At 66.0% G+C, this 22,668-nt stretch carries 15 protein-coding genes and 1 pseudogene; 12 read left to right on the forward strand and 4 right to left on the reverse strand.

Annotation, left to right across the window (positions count from 1 at the left end):
* Nucleotides 1-103 precede the first annotated feature (103 nt).
* From LN450_RS03495 to LN450_RS03505, 3 genes are all read left to right on the forward strand, one after another.
* Nucleotides 104-2,509, forward strand: coding sequence for a putative bifunctional diguanylate cyclase/phosphodiesterase (locus tag LN450_RS03495; RefSeq protein ID WP_011348035.1), 2,406 nt, complete (start codon nucleotides 104-106; stop codon nucleotides 2,507-2,509).
* A 139-nt stretch (nucleotides 2,510-2,648) separates the two neighbouring features.
* A complete protein-coding gene (locus LN450_RS03500) occupies nucleotides 2,649-3,371 on the forward strand; it encodes a pseudouridine synthase (protein ID WP_041855141.1) in 723 nt (240 codons plus the stop codon).
* A gap of 197 nt (nucleotides 3,372-3,568) precedes the next feature.
* Nucleotides 3,569-4,696, forward strand: a complete 1,128-nt coding sequence (locus LN450_RS03505) for a GGDEF domain-containing protein (protein WP_011348033.1) — start codon at nucleotides 3,569-3,571, stop codon at nucleotides 4,694-4,696.
* A 164-nt stretch (nucleotides 4,697-4,860) separates the two neighbouring features.
* Here LN450_RS03505 and LN450_RS03510 read toward each other — a convergent pair whose 3' ends face one another.
* Together LN450_RS03510 and LN450_RS03515 are read right to left on the reverse strand one after the other, a co-directional pair.
* A complete protein-coding gene (locus tag LN450_RS03510) occupies nucleotides 4,861-5,808 on the reverse strand; it encodes a DMT family transporter (protein ID WP_011348032.1) in 948 nt (315 codons plus the stop codon).
* 376 nt (nucleotides 5,809-6,184) lie between these two features.
* The gene (locus LN450_RS03515) at nucleotides 6,185-7,027 is read right to left on the reverse strand and encodes a DUF72 domain-containing protein (RefSeq protein WP_008573497.1); all 843 of its coding nucleotides are present in this window, start codon (nucleotides 7,025-7,027) and stop codon (nucleotides 6,185-6,187) included.
* A gap of 532 nt (nucleotides 7,028-7,559) precedes the next feature.
* Between LN450_RS03515 and rraA the strand changes: the two genes are divergently transcribed.
* The 3 genes from rraA to LN450_RS03530 all read left to right on the forward strand — a co-directional run bounded on the left by rraA (nucleotide 7,560) and on the right by LN450_RS03530 (nucleotide 11,095).
* Nucleotides 7,560-8,060 carry a ribonuclease E activity regulator RraA gene (gene rraA / locus LN450_RS03520; RefSeq protein WP_011348031.1) on the forward strand — a complete coding sequence of 167 codons (501 nt, stop codon included), beginning with the start codon at nucleotides 7,560-7,562 and terminating at the stop codon, nucleotides 8,058-8,060.
* A 22-nt stretch (nucleotides 8,061-8,082) separates the two neighbouring features.
* Complete coding sequence (locus LN450_RS03525; protein WP_011348030.1) at nucleotides 8,083-9,684, forward strand: serine hydrolase; 1,602 nt, start codon at nucleotides 8,083-8,085, stop codon at nucleotides 9,682-9,684.
* Between the two features lie 145 nt (nucleotides 9,685-9,829).
* On the forward strand, nucleotides 9,830-11,095 hold the full coding sequence (locus LN450_RS03530) for a cation:proton antiporter (protein WP_011348029.1): 1,266 nt from the start codon (nucleotides 9,830-9,832) through the stop codon (nucleotides 11,093-11,095).
* A gap of 63 nt (nucleotides 11,096-11,158) precedes the next feature.
* Here the strand turns inward: LN450_RS03530 and LN450_RS03535 are convergent.
* Together LN450_RS03535 and LN450_RS03540 are read right to left on the reverse strand one after the other, a co-directional pair.
* Nucleotides 11,159-12,351 (reverse strand): annotated as a pseudogene (locus tag LN450_RS03535) (sensor histidine kinase).
* Nucleotides 12,348-13,037 carry a response regulator gene (locus LN450_RS03540; protein ID WP_005912893.1) on the reverse strand — a complete coding sequence of 230 codons (690 nt, stop codon included), beginning with the start codon at nucleotides 13,035-13,037 and terminating at the stop codon, nucleotides 12,348-12,350. The pseudogene LN450_RS03535 and the gene LN450_RS03540 overlap by 4 nt, the downstream one beginning before the upstream one ends.
* A gap of 105 nt (nucleotides 13,038-13,142) precedes the next feature.
* Here LN450_RS03540 and LN450_RS03545 point away from each other — a divergent pair, with 105 nt between their 5' ends.
* The 6 genes from LN450_RS03545 (at nucleotide 13,143) to LN450_RS03570 (ending at nucleotide 22,460) form a co-directional block, all read left to right on the forward strand.
* Entirely contained in the window at nucleotides 13,143-14,612 is a 1,470-nt protein-coding gene (locus LN450_RS03545) for an efflux transporter outer membrane subunit (protein ID WP_011348027.1), read from the forward strand.
* 19 nt (nucleotides 14,613-14,631) lie between these two features.
* Entirely contained in the window at nucleotides 14,632-15,468 is an 837-nt protein-coding gene (locus tag LN450_RS03550) for a MipA/OmpV family protein (RefSeq protein ID WP_011348026.1), read from the forward strand.
* A gap of 22 nt (nucleotides 15,469-15,490) precedes the next feature.
* Nucleotides 15,491-16,597, forward strand: coding sequence for an efflux RND transporter periplasmic adaptor subunit (locus LN450_RS03555; protein ID WP_011348025.1), 1,107 nt, complete (start codon nucleotides 15,491-15,493; stop codon nucleotides 16,595-16,597).
* Nucleotides 16,594-19,653: an efflux RND transporter permease subunit gene (locus LN450_RS03560; protein WP_011348024.1), complete on the forward strand. Its 3,060-nt coding sequence runs from the start codon at nucleotides 16,594-16,596 to the stop codon at nucleotides 19,651-19,653. Before LN450_RS03555 ends, LN450_RS03560 begins: the two co-directional genes overlap by 4 nt.
* A 204-nt stretch (nucleotides 19,654-19,857) precedes the next feature.
* The gene (locus tag LN450_RS03565) at nucleotides 19,858-20,457 is read left to right on the forward strand and encodes a plasmid pRiA4b ORF-3 family protein (protein WP_011348022.1); all 600 of its coding nucleotides are present in this window, start codon (nucleotides 19,858-19,860) and stop codon (nucleotides 20,455-20,457) included.
* 170 nt (nucleotides 20,458-20,627) lie between these two features.
* Nucleotides 20,628-22,460: an ABC transporter ATP-binding protein gene (locus tag LN450_RS03570; protein ID WP_011348020.1), complete on the forward strand. Its 1,833-nt coding sequence runs from the start codon at nucleotides 20,628-20,630 to the stop codon at nucleotides 22,458-22,460.
* The last annotated feature ends 208 nt before the right edge of the window (nucleotides 22,461-22,668 follow it).

The following is a 22,668-nucleotide window of genomic DNA, read 5'->3' on the forward strand; positions in this document are numbered from 1 at the left end:
TCAAGCGGGCATAGCCATACAGACTCGGCCGTTGCGGCCGTTACTGCCTTCAGGCGCCCAGTGGGCGCCTGAATCGCATTGGGGCGGCGAAGGACGGACGGCGATGGCGCAAGCAGTACGCGGCAAGGGCGGTGGGCAGACCATGCACCTGGTGCGTGGCTGGCTGACGCTTCCTCTGGCGCTGTTGATCGGTATCGCCGTCTGTATGACGGTGGTGTCGGCGCTGGTGATCGAAGTGCAGTCCGGCGCGACCGCCTGGATCGTCGGCCAAAGCCATTGGTCCAACGCCCAGCAGGAATCGGTGTACTGGATGGAGCGCTATCTGGGCAGCGGGGATACGGCCGATCTGCAGGCCGCCTGCCGCGCGCTGGAAGTGCCGCTGGGCGACCGCGCCGCACGCTTGGCGATCGAACAGCCGGTGATCGATTGGGACGCGGTCTACGCCGGTCTGACCGCTGGGCGTAATGCCCATGAAGACATGCCGCAAATGGTGCGGCTGTATCGCTACGGGCACCAATTTCCGTATCTCGGCGACGCCATCGCGCTGTGGAAGCGCACCGACGCCGGCATCCTGCAACTGAGCGATCTGGCCGACCGCGCCGCTTCGGTGCAGGCCGCCAACCGGCCCGACCCGCGCGCGCTGCAGGCACTGCGCGATGAACTGCATCTGCTGGACGGCCGCATGCGTCACGACGCGTCCGAATTCCTGGCCTACCTGACCCGCTGCGCGCGGCTGCTGCACGATGTGATGGTGGTCTGCAGCCTGGCCACCTTGCTGCTGGTGTTGATCACCTGCGTACTGGCGATGCGGCGCATTCGCGATTATCTGCTGTCGCATGAAGGCCGCTTCCGTACCGCGTTTCAGCAGGCGGCGCTGGGCATGGTCAAGTTCGATCTGCGCGGCAACGTGCTGGATGCCAATGCGTCGATGGCCAACGTGCTGCTCTACCGGCCCGAAGAATTGCAGGCCTGCACCTTGGCCGAGGTGATGCATCCGGAAGACATCAAGCTGGACAGCCGCGGCATGCTCGATTGGCCCAAGCTGCTGCAGTCCGGCGAATTGCGCTTCGTGCGTGCCGACGGCGGGGTGATGTGGGGCCGCTGGAGCGCGTCGTTGGTCGAGCCGGGGCCGGAAGAGCCGACCCTGGTGCTGGCGGTGATCGAAGATGTCTCGCACGCGCATGAGCTGGCCGACGAAGTGGCCTTCCATGCGCGCCACGACGCGATGACCGGGCTGATCAACCGGCATGAAATCGAACGCCGGCTGCTGCGCCTGATCGAGCTGCCGCAATCGCCGCAGATGTGCCACGCGCTGTGCTTTGTCGACCTGGATCATTTCAAGCTGGTCAACGACACCTTCGGGCATGCGGTCGGCGACAAGTTCCTGTGCCACTTCGCCGACGTGATCACCATGCAGCTGCGTTCTGGCGATTGGTTGGGGCGTCTGGGCGGCGATGAGTTCGCCATCCTGCTGGCCAATACCGACCTGGCGCAGGCGCAGGCCGTGCTGGAACGCATGCACGGCGTGCTCGGTCAACCGTGGAGCCATCAAGGCGGGCGACCGCTGACGCCCAGTTGCAGTTTTGGCGTGGTGGAGATTCGCCACGGCGTCAGCGACCTCACTACCTTGATGACCGCCGCCGATCTGGCTTGTCATGCGGCCAAGGAAGAAGGGCGCAACCGCGTTCGCTGCTTCAACGAGAACGATCTGGCACTGGCGCAGCGCCGCCACGATGGTGGCTGGATCAGTGCGGTGCAACAGGCGATCGCCGAAGAGCGTTTGCTGCTGTACGCGCAGAAAATCCAGGTGCTGAACGACCCGGGGCGCCTGCAGTACGAGGTGCTGGTGCGCATGCGCGCCAGCGACGGGCGGGTGCTGAGCCCGGGTGAATTCTTGCCGGCAGTGGAGCGTTACGGCCTGGGGCGCATGGTCGATACTTATGTGCTGGAAGCGCTGTGCGCGCAGTTGGCGGCCAATCCGATGCATGTGGCGATGCTGGACCTGTGCCACGTCAATCTGTCTGCGCAATCGATCGCGCAGCCGGATTTTCTCGACGTCGTCTGCACCCTGTTCGAGCGCTACCCGGCACTGGTGCCGAAGCTGTGCATGGAGATCACCGAGACCGCGGTCATCGGCGATCTGGAACACGCGCAGCGTTTCGTGCAGAGCGTGCGCGCACGCGGGTGTCACGTGGCGCTGGACGATTTCGGCAGCGGCCTGGCCTCGTTCGGCTATCTCAAGCAATTCACCGTGGACGTGTTGAAGATCGATTGCGGCTTCGTCCGCAACTATGCGCACGATGCAGTGGATCGCGCGGCGGTGCATTCGATCGCCCAGGTCGGGCTGGCGCTGGGCATCGAGGTGGTCGCCGAAGGCGTGGAATCGGAGGCCGACATCCCCGGGCTGCGTGAGGCCGGCGTGGGCCAGGTGCAGGGTTTCAGCCTGCATCGTCCATGCCCGCTGGAAGAACTGTTGCACACACCGCAGCTGGTGGCCGTCTCCGGGTAGCGCGCTTGACCCGGGCGATGTCGGGCAGCGTCAGGCCGGTGCTGCGTGTACAACGCGGCTGGCGACTGCCTGCTGCCGATTGCTGGCCCGGTCAGCCGGCATGGCGCACGGCCTGCTCCAAATCGCCGATAATTGGCAGATGACGATCCGACTCAACAAATACATCGCCGAATCCGGCTTCTGCTCACGCCGCGAGGCCGATCGCCTGATCGGCGAACGAAGGGTCACCGTCAATGGCGTACCCGCCGGCACCGGCGCGGTGGTCGGCGCGGAAGATACCGTGCTGGTGGATGGCCAGCCGCTACGCATACGCGAGGCCAAGAAGCTCGGTGGTCGCAAGCACGTCTACATCGCGCTCAACAAACCGGTGGGCATCACCTGCACCACCGAGAGTTCGGTCAAGGGCAATATCGTCAAATTCGTCGGTCACGAGCAGCGCATCTTCCCGATCGGCCGGCTCGACAAGGACTCCGAAGGGCTGATCCTGATGACCAGCAACGGCAACATCGTCAACGAGATCCTGCGCGCGGAAAATCGCCACCAGAAGGAATATCTGGTCGCGGTCAACAAACCGGTCACCGATGAATTCCTGCGCGGCATGGCACGCGGGGTGCGCATCCACAACGAAACCACATTGCCGTGCCGCACCGCACGCATTGCCAAATTCGGCTTCCGCATCGTGCTAGAGCAGGGCCTGAATCGGCAGATTCGCCTGATGGCTGCCGAGTTCGGCTACCGGGTGACGCAACTGCGCCGGGTGCGCATCGACAACATCAAACTGGCTGCGCTCAAGCCGGGGCAGTGGCGCAACCTCAGCGATGCGGAATTGCGCGGGCTGCTGCCGCAACGCACCGACTGGTAAGCGCCTGTGCCGGGCCGGCTGCATCGCAGTCAGGTCAGCGCAGCCGGCGTTTCGGACACGGCATATGCCCGCGCTGTAGTGCCGTGCTGCCGCGCCAAATGTGCAACGTCGTGCCGGGTGCTTGCGCCCGCTGTATGGATCACGCTTCGAAATATCCGATGCCGTCCAGGGCGGCGCTGCAGCGTAGGGTGCGCCCGATGGTGGCACTTGCCGGGCTCCGGCATACTTTCACAGATAACAGCCAGGGGGCGGCAGTGATCAAACCGGAATTGCCGAGCAACGAGGCCGAGCGGCTGGCCGCGCTGCGCCAGTACGACGTGCTGGATACGCCAGCCGAACGTGCATTCGACGACCTGACCATGATTGCCTCCACGCTGTGCGAGACGCAGATGGCGGCGGTGGTGCTGGTGGACGAAGACCGGCAGTGGTTCAAGTCTGCGCACGGTGCGCCACGCAGCGAAGCACCACGCGATATCTCGTTCTGCGCGCACGCGATCCTGCGCCCGGACGAAGTGCTGATGGTGGACGACACCTTGCTGGACCCACGCTTCCACGATAACCCGATGGTGGTCGGTAGCGGCGGGGTGCGCTTCTATGCCGGCGCGCCGCTGGTGACCAGCCAGGGCCTGGCGCTGGGCTCGCTGTGCGTGTTCGACCAGACCCCGGCGCATCTGCGCGAAGACCAGCGCGAGGCCTTGCAGGCATTGTCGCGGCAGGCCTCGCAGCTGCTTGAGTTGCGGCTGGCCGGCAGGCAGTTGCGCCAGCAGTTGCACGAGCGCGAGTGGTACGAACAGCAGATGGCTGGCTATTACGCGCAGATGGATGCGTTGAACGCTGACCTGGTCGAACAGACCCGCACCGATCCGTTGACCGGCCTGCCCAACCGGCGCGCGTTCGCGGTGGCGTTGGCGGCGGCCACCGAACAGACGCGTGCGGTGGGCCAGCCGCTGTCGGTCGCGCTGCTGGACGTGGACCACTTCAAGACCGTCAACGACGTGCATGGGCACGATCAGGGCGATGCAGTGCTGCGCGAATTGTCCGCATTGTTGCGTGCGCATATGGCCGGTGCCGGCACCATCGCCCGGTATGGCGGCGAAGAATTCGTATTGCTGCTCCCCAATACGGATCTGCTGCAGGCACGCGTGCAATGCGAATACCTGCGCCAGAGCGTGGCGGCGATGACGATCGCGCTGCCGGTGACGGTGAGTATCGGTGTGGCGACCTTGTACCCGCAGGAAAGCGTGGAGGCAGTGATCAAGCGCGCCGACCAGGCCCTGTATGCGGCCAAGCGCGGTGGGCGCGATCAGGTGGTCGCACTGGAGTAGGGGCGCGTGGTTGCGCGCCTGCCGATGCAGATCGCCTGGCCAGCGCATGGGACGTCGATTGCCGTATGCCGGGCGGCGCGGACGCCGCGCGATGCAGCGTGAACGCCGGTGTGCTTCAACGCGGCGGTCGCTGTGGACAAGCGCGATCTTGCAGCGCTGTGCAATCAGTCGACGATATTTTTCGCCTCGGCAGTGCCGAGCAATTCCGGGTGCGCCACCGTGCGCCGACGCTCCAGGACCGGATGCAGGAACACCGCGCCGAGAATGATCGCCACGCCGAGATAGAACTGCAGGGTCAGTTCGCGTTGTTCGCCCAGCAGCGCGATCGCCAGCACGATGGCGTACACCGGTTCGAGATTGGTCACCAATTGCACCGAATAGGCGCTCAGATGCCGCAAGGCGACCAGCGCCAGCGCAAATGGCAGCAAGGTGCAGGCCAGCGATAACGCCAGCAGCAACACGCCATCGTGCAGGCTGGGCACCACCAGCAGATCGCCATGCAACGCCGGCAGCAGCAGCGGCATCGCCGGTGCAAGCAGGGTCAGGGTCAGCGTGCCGGCGCCCAGTTCCAGCGCGGTGACGGTGAGCGCGTCGGCATGCGCCACCATGCGCTTGTTGAGCGAGCCGAATAGCCCGACGAACACCGCCGAAATCGCGCCCACCACCACGCCGGCCCGCATGCCGTCCGGCACCCCGCCGACGACCAGCGCCACGCCGGGCAACACGGCCAGCCCGAACAGCAGCTCGCGCGGACGGAACGGGCGATGCGTGACCAATGGCTCGATGACCGCCGTGAAAACCGGCGCCAGTGCGATACAGGTCGCCGCCACCGATGCATTGGCCAGCTTGATCGCGCCGTAGAAGGTAAGCCAGTGCAAGGCAACCAGCGCGCCGATGCCGCAATAGCCCAGCACCACACGCCCGGACAAGCCACGCAACCCACGCCACACGCGTGGCCACAAGGCCAGTGCCACCACCACGATCAACATGCGCCACCACACCAGCGGCAGTGCCTGCAGCGTGATCAGCTTGCCCAGGATCGCGGTGATGCCCCAAAGCAGGACGCAGAAGTGGATTTGCAGTTGCGCCTTGCGCAGGTCGGTCGTGGGCATGCGCCATTGTCGCCGAAAACTGCGTGATGTTGCGCTGCAAGGGACGCGGCGCCGGCGTGCAGCGGCGGGGTGGAGGGATGGCTGGCCAGGCTGTCGCGCAGCAATCGTGCGACCCGCCAGCCATCGGCCGACCTGGATCACGGCAGGATGGCCGAGGAGCGATGCACCAGCCCACGCCGCGATCGATCGTGGCACCTCAGCGCTCAGCGCTGTGCGCAAGAGACGGCCGCGTCAACCATCGCGGATTGCCCTCATGTGCGGACCAAGGGCGGCTGATAAAACGGCAAGCCGTCGTCAGATGGGCTGCCGACGCCGCACGCAGAATCGAACGTACGCATGGAACCTGCCGATCCGAAGCGGCGGCGCTGTCGTGTTGCTAGCTGCCCTGACGCGCCGACACTTCTTTCAACAACGCCATCGCCGCTGCCGGGTTGCGTTCCTTCGCCGCACTGATGAAAAACACGAAGACCTCGCGCGGCTGCCGTGCCGGCGCTGCCGAAGCGTCCACGTGCGGCAGATCGGCCGGGTCTTCGCCGCGGCGCCAGGCCTGGATGCGCTCTGCCCAACGCGCCAGTGCCGGCGCCGGATACCCTGCATGCAGGCGCGCCTGGCTGCGCATCAGACGCGCATAGACGAAATCCGTGGAGAGATCGGCGAACGAGGGGTGCTCATCCGAATCGGTGAACACCGTGGCCACGCCATGGCCGCGGACCAATGCGAGCAGCGAGGCATCTACCGCATCGTGGTCGCGGATCTCCAGCACATGGCGCAGCGCACGCGGACCTGCACGCTTGGGCAGCAACGACAAAAACGCGTCCAGATCGTCGGCCTGCAACCGGTGCCCTTGTTCGAATTGCCACACCAGCGGCCCAAGCGTATCGCCTAGCTCGACAATGCCGCCGATGAAATCTTCCACCTGCGCCCTGGTGCCAGCCAGCTTGCGCGACTGGGTAATGCGGCGCGGCGCCTTGGCCGAGAACACGAAGCCGGGCGGCACTTCATCGCGCCACTTCGCGTAAGTGGCCGGCTTCTGCGTGCCGTAATAGGTTCCGTTGATTTCGATGGCGGTGACGTGGCGGCTTGCGTATTCCAGCTCGCGGCGCTGCACCAGGCCTTCCGGGTAGAACATGCCTGCGCGCCACGGCGCATACACCCAGCCACCAATGCCGATGTGGATACCTTCGAGGGCGGGCGGGGCGGAAGCGAACAGGTCGGTCATTGCATGGAGACTCGCTGGCGAGGTCGTGCGTCATTGCGGATGCGTCGATGGGTGCAGCGCGCGCCGGCCGATCATAGCCGTGGCGCAGGTGGCGCGATGAGAAGATGGGTTGCCAATGGGCGCCGCAGGGCAGTGCAATGGTTGAGCCCGTACGACGCAACGTTGCATGGCAGGCTGGCGGTCGTGCCGAAGGTGGGTTGTGCCTGCACTGGCCTGCCGCGCTGGCGTTGCACGCTGCTGGAGATGGGCTGCGCAAGCCGCAGACGGCGTAGCTGCCGGAAACCCACGCCTTCTGCGCTGCGCGCCTCGGCGGAGACCATACGCGGCAACCGCCGCATGGCGACTGCCTTGCAGCGACCATCACGACGCGGCGAACGCAGCGTTGTCCGCGTGCGCGCACCTTCGCTGCGCGTGCGTGCCTGCATGGCGCGTAATCGGGTGTCGGTCATCGGGTATCGGGCATCCGTCACCCATCGCCCGCGCGCGGCCACAGCCGGCTACCATGCCAACTCTGCCGCGCGAGATCGCCCCTATGACCTGGACCACGCCTGATCTGTGTGACCGCTACCCCGACGTGACGATCGCCGAACCGCTGTTCCGCCACTTCGGCGGGCGCACGGCATTCGCCGGACCGATGGTCACGGTGCGCTGTTTCGAAGACAACTCGCGGGTGCGCGAGCTGTCCGCCATGCCGGGCGACGGCCGCGTGCTGGTGGTGGACGGGCAGGGCTCGCTCAAGCATGCGCTGCTGGGCGACCAGATCGCGGCCAATGCGGTGGCGAACGGCTGGGCCGGCGTGCTGATCCACGGCTGCGTGCGCGATGTCGAGATTCTTGCCACGTTGCCGCTGGGGGTGCTGGCGCTGGCGGCTTGCCCGCGCCGCACCGAGCGACGCGATCTGGGCGATGTGGATGTGGCGGTGAATTTTGCCGGCGTGCCCTTCGTTCCGGGCCACTGGCTGTACGCCGATGCCAATGGCGTGCTGGTGGCGCCGCAACCGTTGGCGCTGGATGGCGCCGGCGGATCGATCTGACCAACAACCTGAAGGTGATGCAGTGACCTTGAACCGATGGCTGAGTGGGGGCGTGCTGATGGTGGCAAGCTTGGTGACGACAACGCACGCGGCCGAACTTCCCGCCGGCATGCAGCAGTTCGATGCGCAGATGGAACGTGTGCGCAAACAGTTCGACGTGCCCGGTATTGCGGTGGCCATCGTCAAGGACGGCCAGGTGGTGCTGGAGCGCGGCTACGGCGTGCGCGAGACCGGCAAGCCTGCGCCCGTGCAGGCCGACACGTTGTTTGCGATTGCCTCCAATACCAAGGCGTTCACTGCCGCGTCGCTGTCGATCCTGGCCGATGAAGGCAAGCTCTCGCTCGATGACAAGGTCATCGACCATCTGCCGTGGTTCCGCATGTCCGATCCGTATGTGAGCGGGCAAATGCGCATCCGCGATCTGCTGGCGCACCGCAGCGGCCTGAGCCTGGGTGCAGGCGATTTATTGTTCTGGCCCAGCACCAGCTACACCACCGAAGAGGTCGTGCAGCGCCTGGCCAAGGTGCCGCTGAAGGGCGGTTTTCGCGACCGCTATGCGTACGACAACATCCTGTACGCAGTCGCCCAGAAGGTGATCGAGCAGGTCTCCGGGCAGAGTTATGCGGCATTTCTGCAGCAACGTATCTTCGACCCGGTGGGCATGCGCGGCACGCGCTTCAACGCCGACCATCTGCAGCCCGGCGATCACGCGGCAGTCGGGCATGCCAAGTACGACTTCACCGAGCTGCGTACGGTGGCGCCGCTGACCTGGTCCAACAACTCCGGTGCCGGCGGCATCTATTCCAGCGTGCACGACATGGCGCTGTGGATGAACGTGCAACTGGCCGGCGGCATCCTGCCCGATGGCAAACCCCTGTTCAGCGCCAAGCGCCAGCAGGAAATGTGGTCGATGATCACGCCGATCCCGATCCCGATCGGCGAGGTGCAGGTGCCCGAGCTTGCCGCGGCGCGGCCGAACTTCGCCAGCTACGGTGAGGGCTGGAGCCTGAGCGATTACCGCGGCCATCGCCTGGTCTGGCACACCGGCGGCTGGCCCGGCATGGTGTCGCGCCTGACGCTGCTGCCGGATCAGAAGCTGGGCGTGGTGGTGTTGACCAATCAGGAGGTGGGCGCTGCGTTCAACGCCGTGACCTTCCAGGTGCTGGATGCCTTCTTGCAGGTGCCGTCCACCGATTGGACCGCCGCTTACGCCAAGCTGGTGGAGAAGGCCGACAGCGAGGCGGACGCAAGTTGGAAGAAGCACCAGGACGCGCGCGCGGCGCGGTCCACGCCGTCGTTGCCGCTGCGCAGTTACGCGGCCACCTATCGCGACCCCTGGTACGGCGATGTGGTGATCGTCCAGGACGGCAAGCGGCTGCGCCTGCAGTTCGCCAGGACTGCCCAGTTGGTGGGCACGCTGGAGCATTGGCAGCACGACAGCTTCATCGTGCGCTGGGACGACCGCTCCTTGAATGCCGATGCCTTCGTCAATTTTGCACTGACCCCGGACGGCGCGGTGCGCGAGATGCGCATGGAGCCGATTTCGCCGCTGACCGATTTCAGCTTCGATTTCCAGGACCTGGTGCTGACCCCGGTGCCGACGCAGACCGCTGTGGGCAAATGATGCAGGCACGCGCGGATGACCTGCGCGCTGCGCCTGGCGGGCCCAAGCGCGCAGGTGGCTCAGATCGCCATCGGCCGCCGCACGCTACCGAAGTGCGGCAGGTCCGGTTACGATCTGCGCACTTTTCAGGGATGTCGCCGCACGCATGACCACTCCGCAGATGTCGGTGTATTTCTTTTTGCAGGCTGCCGCGATTTTGTTGGTGTGCCGGCTGGTCGGCATGCTGGCCAAGCGCCTCGGGCAACCGCAGGTGGTGGGCGAAATGATTGCCGGCGTGATGCTGGGGCCCTCGTTGTTCGGCTTGCTGGCGCCGGGCGCGCAGGCGGCCCTGTTCCCCAAGCAGACCATGGACGTGCTGTATGTGTTCGCGCAGTTCGGCGTGGGCCTGTACATGTTCCTGGTCGGAACCGATTTCCGCGGCGACCACTTTCGCGCGCGCTATCGCAGTGCCATGAGCGTGTCGATGGCGGGCATCGCGGTGCCGTTCCTGCTGGCATTTGCCATGTGCCCATGGTTGATCAACGTGCAGGGCCTGTTTTCGGAAAAGGCCAAGCTGGCCGAAGCGTCGCTGTTCCTGGGCGCGGCCATTGCGATCACCGCCTTCCCGATGCTGGCGCGCATCATCCACGAACGCGGTCTGACCAATAGCCCCTTGGGCACCTTGGCGCTGACCGCTGGCGCGTTCGACGATGCCGCAGCGTGGTGCATTTTGGCCGTGGTGCTGGCCAGTTTCGGCGGCAGTTGGGGCAGTGCCTACCTGGCCATCGGCGGCGGCATCGGCTATGCGGTCTTCATGATTTTCGTCGGCCGGCATCTGCTCAAGCGGCTGGCCGATCATGTGGTGCCCGGCCAGCCGCTGAGCAACAGTGTCCTGGCGGTGGTGCTGATCCTGTTCTGCATCAGCGCCTGGGCGATGGATGCGATCGGCATCCATGCGGTGTTCGGCGGTTTCCTGCTCGGTGTCTGCCTGCCCAGGGGCGCACTGACCGAGAAGCTGCGCGAGATGATGCGGCCGTTCGTCGTGGTGTTGCTGCTGCCGATGTTCTTCACCTATTCGGGCTTGAAAACCCAGCTCAGCGTATTGCTGCAGCCGCAGATCATGCTGGCGGGCGTGGCGATCCTGGCCGCGTCGTTCATCGGCAAGGGCGTGGCCTGCTGGGCCGCGGCGCGTGCGACCGGCGAGAACAACCGCGACGCGATGGCGATCGGTTCGCTGATGAATGCACGCGGGCTGATGGAGCTGATCATCATCAATATCGGCTTGCAGGCGGGTGTGATCGAACAGGGCTTGTTCTCGGTGCTGGTGCTGATGGCGATCCTGTCCACGCTGATGGCCACGCCGTTGTTCAACTGGATCATGCGTCGCCACGCCCATGTGAGCGACGCGGTGCCGAGCCTGCAGTCGCGGTGATCGGCGCGCGACTGCCCGCAGGTGCGGGCAGTGCACTGGCGGCGTGTGCGGCCGGGCGTTGCGTCAACGCCCCAGCGGCAACTGCACGCTGGCCAGCAGGCCACCGCCGGGGCGGTTGCTGACGACCAGTTGGCCATCGTGCGCCTGGCAGATGGCCGAGGCGATCGCCAGGCCCAGGCCGCTGCCGCCGGAATGCCGCGCGCGCGAGCTGTCGGCGCGCCAGAAGCGGTCCAGCAAGTGCGGCAGTTGCGCAGGCGCCACGCCGGGACCGCGGTCGCCGACGGTGAGCTGCACGCTGTTGCCGTCGCGGCGCACCTCGATTTCCAGCAACTTGCCGGCTGCGGCGTAGCGCAACGCGTTATCGATCAGGATCGACAGCACCTGGCCCAGCCGGTGCCGGTCGGCATGCAGGCGCAGCGCCGGAGCCGTGGGGTAGTGAATGGTCATGTGCGCCTCGCGCAGCGCCGGGCCTGCCCACTCGATGCGCTCGGCGACGAGCTCCCGCAGCTCGACGCTTTCCGGCTCCAGCACCAGCTGGCCGGCACGCGCCAGCGACACCAGGTGCAGGTCGCCGATCAGCCGATTGATCTGCTCCAGCTGGCGATGCACCAGCCGCAGTTGCTCCGGTTCGCGCGGGAAGACGTCATCCAGCATGCCTTGCACGCGTCCCATCGCGGCATTGAGCGGGGTGCGCAGTTCATGCGCCAGCATCGCGCTGGAGTCGCGTAATTCGCGCTCGTATTGCTGCAGCCTGCCGCTCATCGTATTGAAGTCGTCGGCCAGGGCGGTGAGCTCGTCCGGCGCGCCGCGCACCACTTGCGCGCGTGCGCCGAAATCGCCATCGCTGACCCGGTGCGCGGCGAAAGCCACCTGCGAAAATTGCCGCGACAGCGGCGCGACGCGAGCAGGCCGCAGAACAGGATGACCGGGACCGAAATGGTCATCATGGCGCCCAGCATCCACCAGTCCGGATTGGCCAGCCCGGGCAGGAAATTTTCGATGTCGTAATAGCGCTGGAACAGCTCCCACAGGCGCGCCTGGTTGGCCCGGGGCTGCTCGATCAGCTGGGAGATCTCGGCACGCGGCTCGGCTGGCACGTTGCTCAGGATCAGGCTGTAGCGCAGATTGAAATAGCACCACATGCCGAACGCGATGACCATCATGGTCACCACCGCCAGCGCGCTCATGCGCAGTCCCACCCACCACCACAGGGGCGCCTGGTTGCGCCAGGCATGAAACCGCCGCAGCACCTTCATTGAAAGCGATACCCCACTGCACGCACGGTGACCAGCACACCGGTGATGCCATGCACTTCGAGTTTGCGGCGCAGGTTGTGGATGTGCGAATCCACCACCCGTTCCAATGCATCGCTGTCGGGCAGGCAGGCGTCGAGCAGTTCGCTGCGCGTAAAGGCCTTGAATGGGGTCTTGAGCAGCAGCGCGAGCAGGTTGAATTCGGTCGGCGTCAGATCCAGCGCCACGCTGTCGCCGTTTTCGTGTTGCACGCTGGCGACCACGGCGGCCGGATCCACGCTCAGCCGACCGTGCTGCAATGGCTCGCCCGGCGCGCGCACCGCCACGCTCCGGCGTAGCACCGCATGCACGCGCGCCACCACCTCCTTGGGGCTGTATGGCTTGACCACGTAATCGTCGGCGCCGTAGCGCAGGGCGCCGAGCTTTTCCGGCTCGTCGCCAATGGCGGTGACCATGATCACCGGCGTGTCGCCGGCGCGGCGGATCGTCGACAGCACCTCGATGCCGCTGAGCTTGGGCAGCATCACGTCCAGCAGCACCAGATCCGGTGCCCATTGCCGGTGGAGCTGGATGGCGCGTTCGCCATCGCCGGCCACCGCCACATCGAAGCCGTCGCGGCGTAGATAGGCCTCCAGAATGCTGGCGCTATCGCTGTCGTCTTCCACCAGCAGAACCTTTTTGCCTGTCATGGCGTGTTGCCCTGTCGTCTCGATCAAATCTGGATAATTCCCGAAAACAACCTGGACGCTGCGGGTCGAGGATGTCGGTCGAGATTGGCTCTGTGCTCCGACATCATGATTCCACAAATTATTCCGCATCGTTGGTCCTGCGTGTGCCTGGTTGCCGCCAGTGCGGTGCTGTCGGTTGGCTGCTCGCTGACGCCGGCCTACCAGCGCCCGGTGGTCGGCGTGCCGGCCACGTTCGGCAGCCCGCAGGCGGCATCGGCGCCGGCATCCGGCCAGCCCGACGCCGATGCGACCGCCGCTGTCACTCTGAACGAGCAAGAGCGCGCGTTTCTGCAGGCCTTCGCGCCAGACCGCGACCTGCGGCCCCTGGTCGAACGTGCCTTGGCGCACAACGGCGATTTCCGCCGTGCAGCGTTGCAGGTAGAACAGGCACGTGCACAGTACGGCATTGCGCAGGCGTCGCGCCTGCCGACGCTCGCCGTCGGCGCGCAGCAGCTGCGGCAACATTTCGACAACCCGACGCTGGATGCGCGGTACCAGCAGGATCTGGTGATTGCCAATGCGGGAATCGGCAATTTCGAAGTGGACTTTTTCGGCAAGCTGCAGGCGATGTCCGAGGCCGCACGCCAGCGCTACCTGGCCAGCGCCTATGGCCGCGACGCGGCGCGTGGCGCCCTGATTGCAGAGGTGCTGCGTGCCTACACCGCCGAGCGCACCACCGCGCAGGCGCTGCAGCAGCTGCAATCGCTGGATGCCGACAGTGCTGCGCTGCTTGCCATCGCCGAGCGGCAATATCAGGTAGGGCTGATTGCGCGCGACGAGCGCGATGCGCAGCAGCGACAGGCCGACCAAGCCCATGTGGCGGCCCTGCAGGGCAACGACAACCACGCTGCGGCGCTGCGTGCGCTGCAGTTGCTGGCCGGCTACGACAGCACTCCGGTACCCGGCGACCTGCAGGGTCTGATCGCCGCTGATACGCCTGCCAGTGCGTGGCGCGCCCTGGATTCGTCGCTGTTGCTGCAACGCCCGGACATCCAGCAGGCCGAGCTGGAATTGCGCGCGGCCAATGCCGACATCGGCGCGGCGCGCGCGGCGTTTTTTCCGTCCATCACCTTGAGCAGCAGCGTGGGCACGGCCAGCGACGGATTGAACGGCCTGTTTTCTGCAGGCCACGGCGTATGGAGCTTCATGCCGCAACTGAACCTGCCGTTGTTCGATGGCGGCCGCAATCGCGCCAACCTGGACCTGGCGCAAATACGCAAACGTGCCGATGTCGTCGCCTACGAGCAGGCGATCGAGTCTGCATTCCGCGAGGTCGCCAACGCGCTCGACGCGCACGCCACCTTGTCGCAGGCCGAGCCGCGCTCGCGCGAGCAGGTCGAACGCGAGCAACTGCGTCTTGCTCGAATGCATGAACGCGTGGATGCCGGTCTGGAAGACCGCAGCGCGCTGCTGGCCGAGCGGACCCGCATCGCTCAGGCCGAACTCGATTACCTGGATACCGCACGCCAACGCGTGCTGAGCCGTATTGCGCTGTTTCAAGCCTTCTATGGCGTGCGCCTGCCCACCGCTTCCTGACTTCCGACGGAGACTTTCGATGAACCTATCGTCCTTCAATCGCCTGCGTGGCCACCATGCCGTTCGCGCCAGCGTGCTTGCCTGCATGAGCGCCATTCCGTGCATTTCGCACGCACAAACCGATCTGACCGGGAGTTCGCGCCTGCTGGGAGACCGTACTGAAATCACGGCCGGCGCGGCAGCGGTTGCCACGCCGGAGTATGCCGGCGCCGAGCGCGCGCGCGTGCAATTCAACCCGGTGCTGGTGGTGCAGCGCGGCGTGCTGTTCTTCGACACCTCCCGCGGCGGCGGCCTGCAATTCCAGAGCAAGTCCGGCTTCTACATATCGCAATCGTTGTATTACGACCTGGGCCGGCTGCAAAGCGACAGCAACTGGCGGCCGGGCTCGCGCCTGCTGGCCGGCATGGGCGATGTGCCTGGCTCGGTGACCGCACGCACGCTGGTGATGCAGCAAATGACGCCCTACATGAACGTCAATGCGGAGGCCGAATTCACGCTCAAGGATGCTGCGCGCCGCAACCGCTATCGCGCCGGGACGGAGTTCACCCTGCTGCATAGCGCCAACGACACGGTCACCCTGGACCTGGACGTGCATGGCGGCGACCGCCGCTTCAATCAGGCTTACTTCGGCGTCACCGATGCGCAAGCCGCGCGCACCCGCTTTGCCGCCTTCAATGCCGGGTCCGGTGCGTATGCCGCCGCGGTAGGTGGCAGTTGGACGCACTCGTTGGGCGACCACTGGGCCACCACGTTGGGGGTCACCGGAACGCGCTACCTGGACAACGCCGAAGACAGCCCGCTGGTGGCACGCCGCAGCGTGGTCAGCGGCAACCTCGCACTGACCTACAGCCGCTGAGCGGCATACACCGGGGGATCCAATGATGACGATGTTTTATCGCGGCCTGGTGTGCGGCACGTTGCTGCTGGGACTGGCCGCATGCAGCGGGCCGGAGGCGCCGGCCACCGAGACGCCGCGCGCGGTGAAGCTGGAGCGCTTCGGCAACGGGAGCGATAACCCACTGCAGGTGCCGGCGCTGGTGCGCCAGGAACAACGCGCCGAGCTGGGGTTCGAAGGGGCAGGCCGTCTGTCTGCGGTGCTGGTGGATGTCGGCGACCGGGTGACCCGCGGGCAACTGCTGGCACGGCTGGACGATGAGCCGCTGCGCCTGCGCGAACAGCAGGCCGATGCCAACGTGCGCGCGGCACTGGCGCAATCGGGCGAACGGCAACTGCAATTGCGCCAGCAACAGGCACTGTTCGATGACGGTGCCAGTTCCAGCGCCACCTTGACTGCCGCGCGGGCGGCGGCAGATGCGGCCGCCGCGCAGCTGCAGGTGGCCAGGGCCGACCTGGCCATGGCGCGCCGCGGCACGCGTCTGGGAGAGCTCCGCGCGCCCTTCGATGGCAGCGTGGTGGCGCGCCTGCAACAGCCGCAGGCCGATGTGGCGGCGGGGCAGGCGGTGCTGCAGGTGGAGGGGCAGGGCCATGTGCAACTGGTCGCCACGCTGCCGGCAACTGCCGGTGCCGGTCTGGTGCCGGGGCAAACCGTGCATGCCCGTGTGGTGGATGCGGGCGACGCGCCGATCGAACTGCGTCTGCGCAGTCTTTCCAGCCGCCTGGACAATGCCACGACGGTGCAGGCGTTGCTGGAACCGCTCGCCGCTGCGCCTTCGCTGCGCAGCGGCGACAGCGTGATGCTGACGCTGCCGCCTGCTGCCGCTTCCACGCCGAGCGTGCCGTTGTCGGCGGTATTGCCCCGACTCAACCGGCAACAGGCCAGCGTGTTCGTTTACCAGCCGGCCACGCGGGCCGTGATCGAACGCGCGGTCGACCTGGGAACGATCGTCGGCGAGCGCGTCCAGATTCTGCGCGGGCTGCGGACAGGCGAGCAGGTGGTGAGCGCCGGTGTGGGCTTCTTGGTGAACGGCCAGCCGGTGACGCCACTGCAGGCGCAGACGCAGCTGAGCGGAGGTCGCACGCCATGAAGCTGACCCAGATGGCGATGCGCTCGAGCCGGCTGACGTTGTTTGCCGCAGCGATGATCCTGATCGGCGGCATCGTGGCGTTTCTCGGTTTCCCATCGCAGGAAGAACCGTCGGTGACCGTACGCGACACGCTGGTGTCGGTGGCCTATCCCGGCATGCCCAGCGAGCAGGTGGAAAACCTGCTGGCGCGTCCGGTGGAGGAGCGCTTGCGCGAGCTGGCCGGCATCAAGCGCATCGTCACCACGGTGCATCCGGGCAGCGCGATCGTGCAGCTGACCGCCTATGACGATGTGCAGGATCTGCCGGCGCTCTGGCAGCGGGTGTGCGCCAAGGCCGCGGAGGCCGGCGCGCAATTGCCTGCGGGCACGCTTGGTCCCTTTGTCGACGACGACTTTGGGCGCGTGTCGGTGGCGTCGATCGCGGTGACCGCACCGGGCTTTTCGATGAGCGAAATGCGCGGCCCGTTGCGGCGCATGCGCGAGCAGTTGTACGCCTTGCCCGGCGTGGAGCAGGTGAAGTTGTATGGCCTGCAGGACGAGGCGGTGTATGTGTCGTTTGATCGCGCACGGTTGCTGGCGAGCGGCTTGACGCCGTCCAGCGTGATGGCGCAGTTACGCGCGCAGAATGTGGTGGGTTCCGGTGGGCAGGTCGCGGTGTCGGGGCTGGCGCTGACCGTGGCCACGTCCGGCGAAATCCGCACGCCAGAGCAGTTGCGCGCTGTTCTGCTGAGCGTGCCGGGCGCACCTGCGGGCGGTGCCCGCGAGGTGACCCTGGGCGAGCTGGCAAAGGTGCAGGTGATGCCGGCCGACCCGCCGCAAAGCGCGGCCGTTTACCAGGGCCAGCCGGCGGTGGTGGTCTCGGTCTCGATGCAGCCGGGCACCAATATCGCCGAGTTCGGCAAGGCGCTGCGCGCCAAGCTCGACGACACCGCGCACGAGCTGCCTGTCGGCTTCACCCAGCACGTGGTGAGCTTCCAGGCCGATGTGGTCGAGCGCGAGATGGGCAAGATGCATCACGTCATGGGCGAGACCATTGTCATCGTCATGGCGGTGGTGATGCTGTTTCTGGGCTGGCGTACCGGGTTGATCGTCGGCGCGATCGTGCCGTTGACCATCTTCGCCTCGCTGATCGTCATGCGTGTGCTGAACGTGGAGCTGCAGACGGTCTCCATTGCCGCCATCATTCTTGCGCTGGGCTTGTTGGTGGACAACGGCATCGTGATTGCCGAAGACATCGAGCGCCGCCTGGTGGCCGGCGAGGAACGCCGCCAGGCCTGCATCGATGCGGGCCGGACGTTGGCGACACCCTTGCTGACCTCGTCGTTGGTCATCGTGCTGGCGTTCTCGCCGTTCTTCTTCGGCCAGACCAGCACCAATGAATATCTGCGCTCGCTGGCCACCGTGCTTGGCGTGACGCTGCTGGGGTCGTGGTTGCTGAGCATCACGGTGACGCCGCTGCTGTGTATGTACTTCGCCAAGGTGCATGTCACCAAGACCAGCGATGCAGCCGAATCGCGGTTCTATCGCGGCTACCGCCGTGTGATCGAACGCGTGCTGCAGCACAAGGTGCTGTTCATCGGCGCGATGACGGCGATGCTGGCAGTGGCGGTCACCGTGCTGGTGTCCATTCCATACGACTTCCTGCCCAAGTCCGACCGCCTGCAGTTCCAGATGCCGGTGACCTTGCAGGCGGGCAGCGATGCCCGCCAAACGCTGCGCACGGTGAGTGAACTCAGCCGCTGGTTGGGCGACCGCCGCGCCAACCCCGAGGTGGTGGACAGCATCGGGTATGTTGCCGATGGCGGGCCGCGCATCGTGCTGGGCCTGAACCCGCCGCTGCCGGCGGCCAACCAGGCCTACTTCACGGTCAGCGTGCGGCCGGGGACCGACATCGATGCGGTGATCGCACGGGTGCGCTCGCATGTGCGCAGCCACTTCCCCGCGCTGCGCGCCGAGCCCAAGCGTTTTTCGCTGGGCGCCACCGAAGCCGGGATGGCGGTGTATCGCGTGGTGGGTCCGGACGAGGCGATCCTGCGCAGCAGCGCTGCTGCGATTGCCAGGGCCTTGCGGGCGGTGCCGGGCACCGTGGACGTGCAGGACGACTGGCAGGCGCGCATTCCGCGCTATGTGGTGCAGGTGGACCAGCTCAAGGCCCGCCGCGCCGGTGTCAGCAGCGAGGACATTGCGCAGGCATTGCAGGGGCGCTACAGCGGCGTGGATGCCACGTTGATCCGCGACGATGGCACCGATGTGCCGGTTGTCGTGCGCGGCAGCACCGACGAGCGTGCCGCCAACGGCAACCCGGCCGATACGTTGGTGTACCCGCAGGCAGGCGGCGCACCGGTACCGTTGGCGGCGGTCGCCACGGTGCTGCGCGACAGCGAGCCGTCGGCGATCCAGCGGCGCAACCTCAGCCGTGCGATCACCGTGACCGCGCGCAACCCGCAACTGACCGCGACCGAGATCGTCGAGCGGCTGTCCGCGCCAATTGCCGCGCTCAAGCTGCCGCCCGGCTACCGCGTGGAGATTGGCGGCGAGCTGGAAGATTCGGCCGAAGCCAATCAGGCCCTGCTGCACTACATGCCGCATGCCTTGGGCGCGATCCTGCTGCTGTTCGTGTGGCAGTTCAACTCGTTCCGCAAGTTGTTCATCGTGCTGTCGGCGGTGCCGTTCGTGCTGATCGGTGCGGCACTGGCGCTGGTGATGACCGGCTATCCGTTCGGCTTCATGGCGACCTTCGGCCTGCTGGCGCTGGCCGGCATCATCGTCAACAACGCGGTGTTGCTGCTGGAGCGCATCGAAGCCGAACTTGCCGATGGCCTGCCGCGCCGCGAAGCGGTGGTGGCGGCCGCGGTCAAGCGGCTGCGCCCGATCGTCATGACCAAGCTCACCTGCATCGTCGGCCTGGTGCCGCTGATGCTGTTTGCAGGCCCGCTGTGGACGGGGATGGCGATCACCATGATCGGTGGGCTGGCGTTGGGCACGCTGGTGACGCTGGGCCTGATTCCGATCCTGTATGACCTGCTGTTCGGTTTGCGCCTGCGCCGCAGTGCTTGAGCGTGGCCGCCAAGCCGTGACGCGTGGCGGTCGGATGGGCGTGGACGGGGCGCTCAGAGGCGGGATGGACAAGTGCTACATCCCGACCCGGGCACCGGCCGCGCCCGCCTGGCGGTTGCGCAGTGATTCAATCGCCGATCTGGACAGCGTCTGCATTCGCCTGCCTGGCACGCCATACTGGTAACAGGCAGGCACACGCATCGCATGATGACCAAGGCAAAAAAGAAATCCGCGCAGCAAGCGCTGCAGGCACCTGCGCCGGTGTATCAACTGCATGTGGCATTGACCGGCAGTGCGCCGCTGATCTGGCGGCGCTTGCTGGTGTCGGGCGCAGTACGCCTGGCCACCTTGCATCGCGTATTGCAGCCGGTGATGGGCTGGAATGGCGCCCATCCCTACGAATTCGACCTCGGCGGCGGGCGTTACGGCGAATCCGGGCTGGATGTGCCCGAGCGTCCCCGGCTCAAGCATGCCGGGCGTGTCACGCTGGAAAGCGCGGTGGGCGAACTGGAAGGCTTCGAGTATTTCTACGGCGCCGGCCCTGGCTGGCAGCATCGGCTGCAAGTGGAAGCGCTGTTGCCGGCCGATGCCGGCCTGCGCGTGGCGCGCTGTGTGGACGGTGCCAATGCCTGTCCGCCGAATAGCAGTGGCGGCATTGGCGATTACCAGGCGCTGTTGCACATCATCGCCGACCCGGACCACCCGCGGCATGTGCAGGAATTGGCGAGCTTGGGTGGGCGCTTGGAACCTGGGCATTTCGATCTGGCAGAGGTCAATCGCCTGCTCGCGCGCGTGCGCGAGTGACAGCGGTGGCGCCTTTCATGGGCGAAGGCGCTGCAAACCTCGTCTCTTGTTCTCCTGGCGACGGCGTTGACGCAGTGCATGGGCTGATCAAGCCGCGTGCCGACCAGCGCCACTGCGGCTTGACGCCCGATCGGCTAGCCTGAGATCCCGGTGTTTCCGAAGTCCGCGCAATGTTCCGCTGGTTCGAGTCCCTGATCGATATCTTCCCGCCCATCGAGCGGGAGATGCCGCCACGCAGCGTGTGGCGCTTTTATCTGCATTATCTGCGGCCGTTGTGGCCGATCCTGCTGGCCACCTTGATCGCCGGGCTGCTGCTGGCGCTGGTGGAAGTGGCGATGTTCGACTTCCTCGGCCGCATCGTCGACATGCTTGCCGGCAAGCCTGGGCCGGACTTCTTCCGGCAGCATGCGGGCGAACTGATCTGGATGGCGGTCATCACGCTGGTGGCAAGGCCGTTCTTCACCGGCCTGCACAATCTGCTGGTCAATCAGGCGATCGTGCCGGGTCTTAGCAACCGTTCGCGCTGGCTGATGCACAACTACGTGGTGCGCCAGAGCCTGGGCTTCTTCAACAACGATTTTGCCGGGCGCATCGCCAATCGGGTGATGCAGACCGGCACCTCGCTGCGCGAATCGGCCGTGCAGATGGTGGATGCGCTGTGGTACATCGTGGTCTACACCGGCAGTGCCCTGTGGCTGTTCGCGCAGGCAGACCCCTGGCTGATGGCGCCGCTGCTGCTCTGGCTGGTGGTGTACGTCGCGCTGATGGCGTTTTTCGTGCCGCGCATGAAGGCGCGCGCATGGGTTGCCTCCGATGCGCGCTCCAAGGCGACCGGCCGCATCGTCGATGGCTATACCAATATTTCCACGCTCAAGTTGTTCGCCCATGCCGGCCGCGAACAGGCGTATGTGCGCGATGCCATCGACGAACTGGCGGTGAAACACCGCCGGCAGACCCGGGTGACCACCGCCATGGACACCGCCATCGCAGTGGCCAACGGCTTTTTGATCGTGGGGACCTGCGCGCTGGCGCTGTGGTTGTGGAGCCGCGGCCAGATCAGCGTGGGCGCGATCACCCTGGCCACCGGTCTGGTGATCCGTATCCACAACATGTCCGGCTGGATCATGTGGACGGTCAACGGCATCTTCGAGGACATCGGCACCGTGCAGGACGGCATGCAGACCATCTCGCAACCGGTGCAGGTGCAGGATGCAGCCGATGCGGTGCCGCTGCAGGTAACGCAGGGGCAGGTGCAGTTCGAGCACATCCATTTCCATTACGGCAAGCGCGGTGGGGTGATCGCCGGGCTGGATCTGCAGGTGCGTGCCGGCGAGAAGATCGGCCTGGTCGGGCCGTCCGGTGCCGGCAAATCCACCCTGGTCAACGTGTTGCTGCGGCTGTACGACCTGGAGCAGGGCCGCATCCTGATCGACGGGCAGGACATCGCAACCGTGACGCAGGAAAGCCTGCGCGGGCAGATCGGCCTGGTCACCCAGGACACCTCGCTGTTGCATCGCTCGATCCGCGATAACCTGCTGTATGGGCGGCCGCAGGCCAGCGAGGCGCAGATTCTCGATGCCGTGCGCAAGGCACGCGCCGACAGTTTCATCGACACGCTGATCAATGGCGAAGGCCGCCGCGGTTTCGATGCGCATGTGGGCGAGCGCGGGGTCAAGCTCTCCGGCAGTCAGCGCCAGCGCATCGCGATCGCGCGGGTGCTGCTGAAGGACGCGCCGATCCTGATCCTGGACGAAGCGACCTCGGCGCTGGATTCGGAAGTGGAGGCCGCCATCCAGGACAGCCTGGACGCGCTGATGGGCAACAAGACGGTGATCGCCATCGCTCACCGCCTTTCGACCATCGCACGCATGGACCGGCTGGTGGTGATGGATGCCGGCAAGATCGTCGAGACAGGCACGCATGCGCAATTGATTGCGCATGGCGGCCTGTATGCACGGCTTTGGGCGCGGCAGACCGGAGGGTTTGTTGCTGCGGATGCGTGACGGAAAGCTACGTGTAAGGACACGCGACTGGGGTAACGCGGGTTGGAAACTGGCCAATAGACATTGGCGGCGACCTAAGCCCCTCTCCCATCGGGAGAGGGGTTGGGGTGAGGGTCCGGGGCGAAGCCACTTGCTAGTTTTGGATGACACAAGGCTTCATGGTCGATTGAATTCGCACCAAGAAAATGCGTCCTCTATGAGGCACGCG

Source organism: Xanthomonas euvesicatoria pv. euvesicatoria (assembly GCF_020880415.1).
Classification (GTDB): domain Bacteria; phylum Pseudomonadota; class Gammaproteobacteria; order Xanthomonadales; family Xanthomonadaceae; genus Xanthomonas; species Xanthomonas euvesicatoria.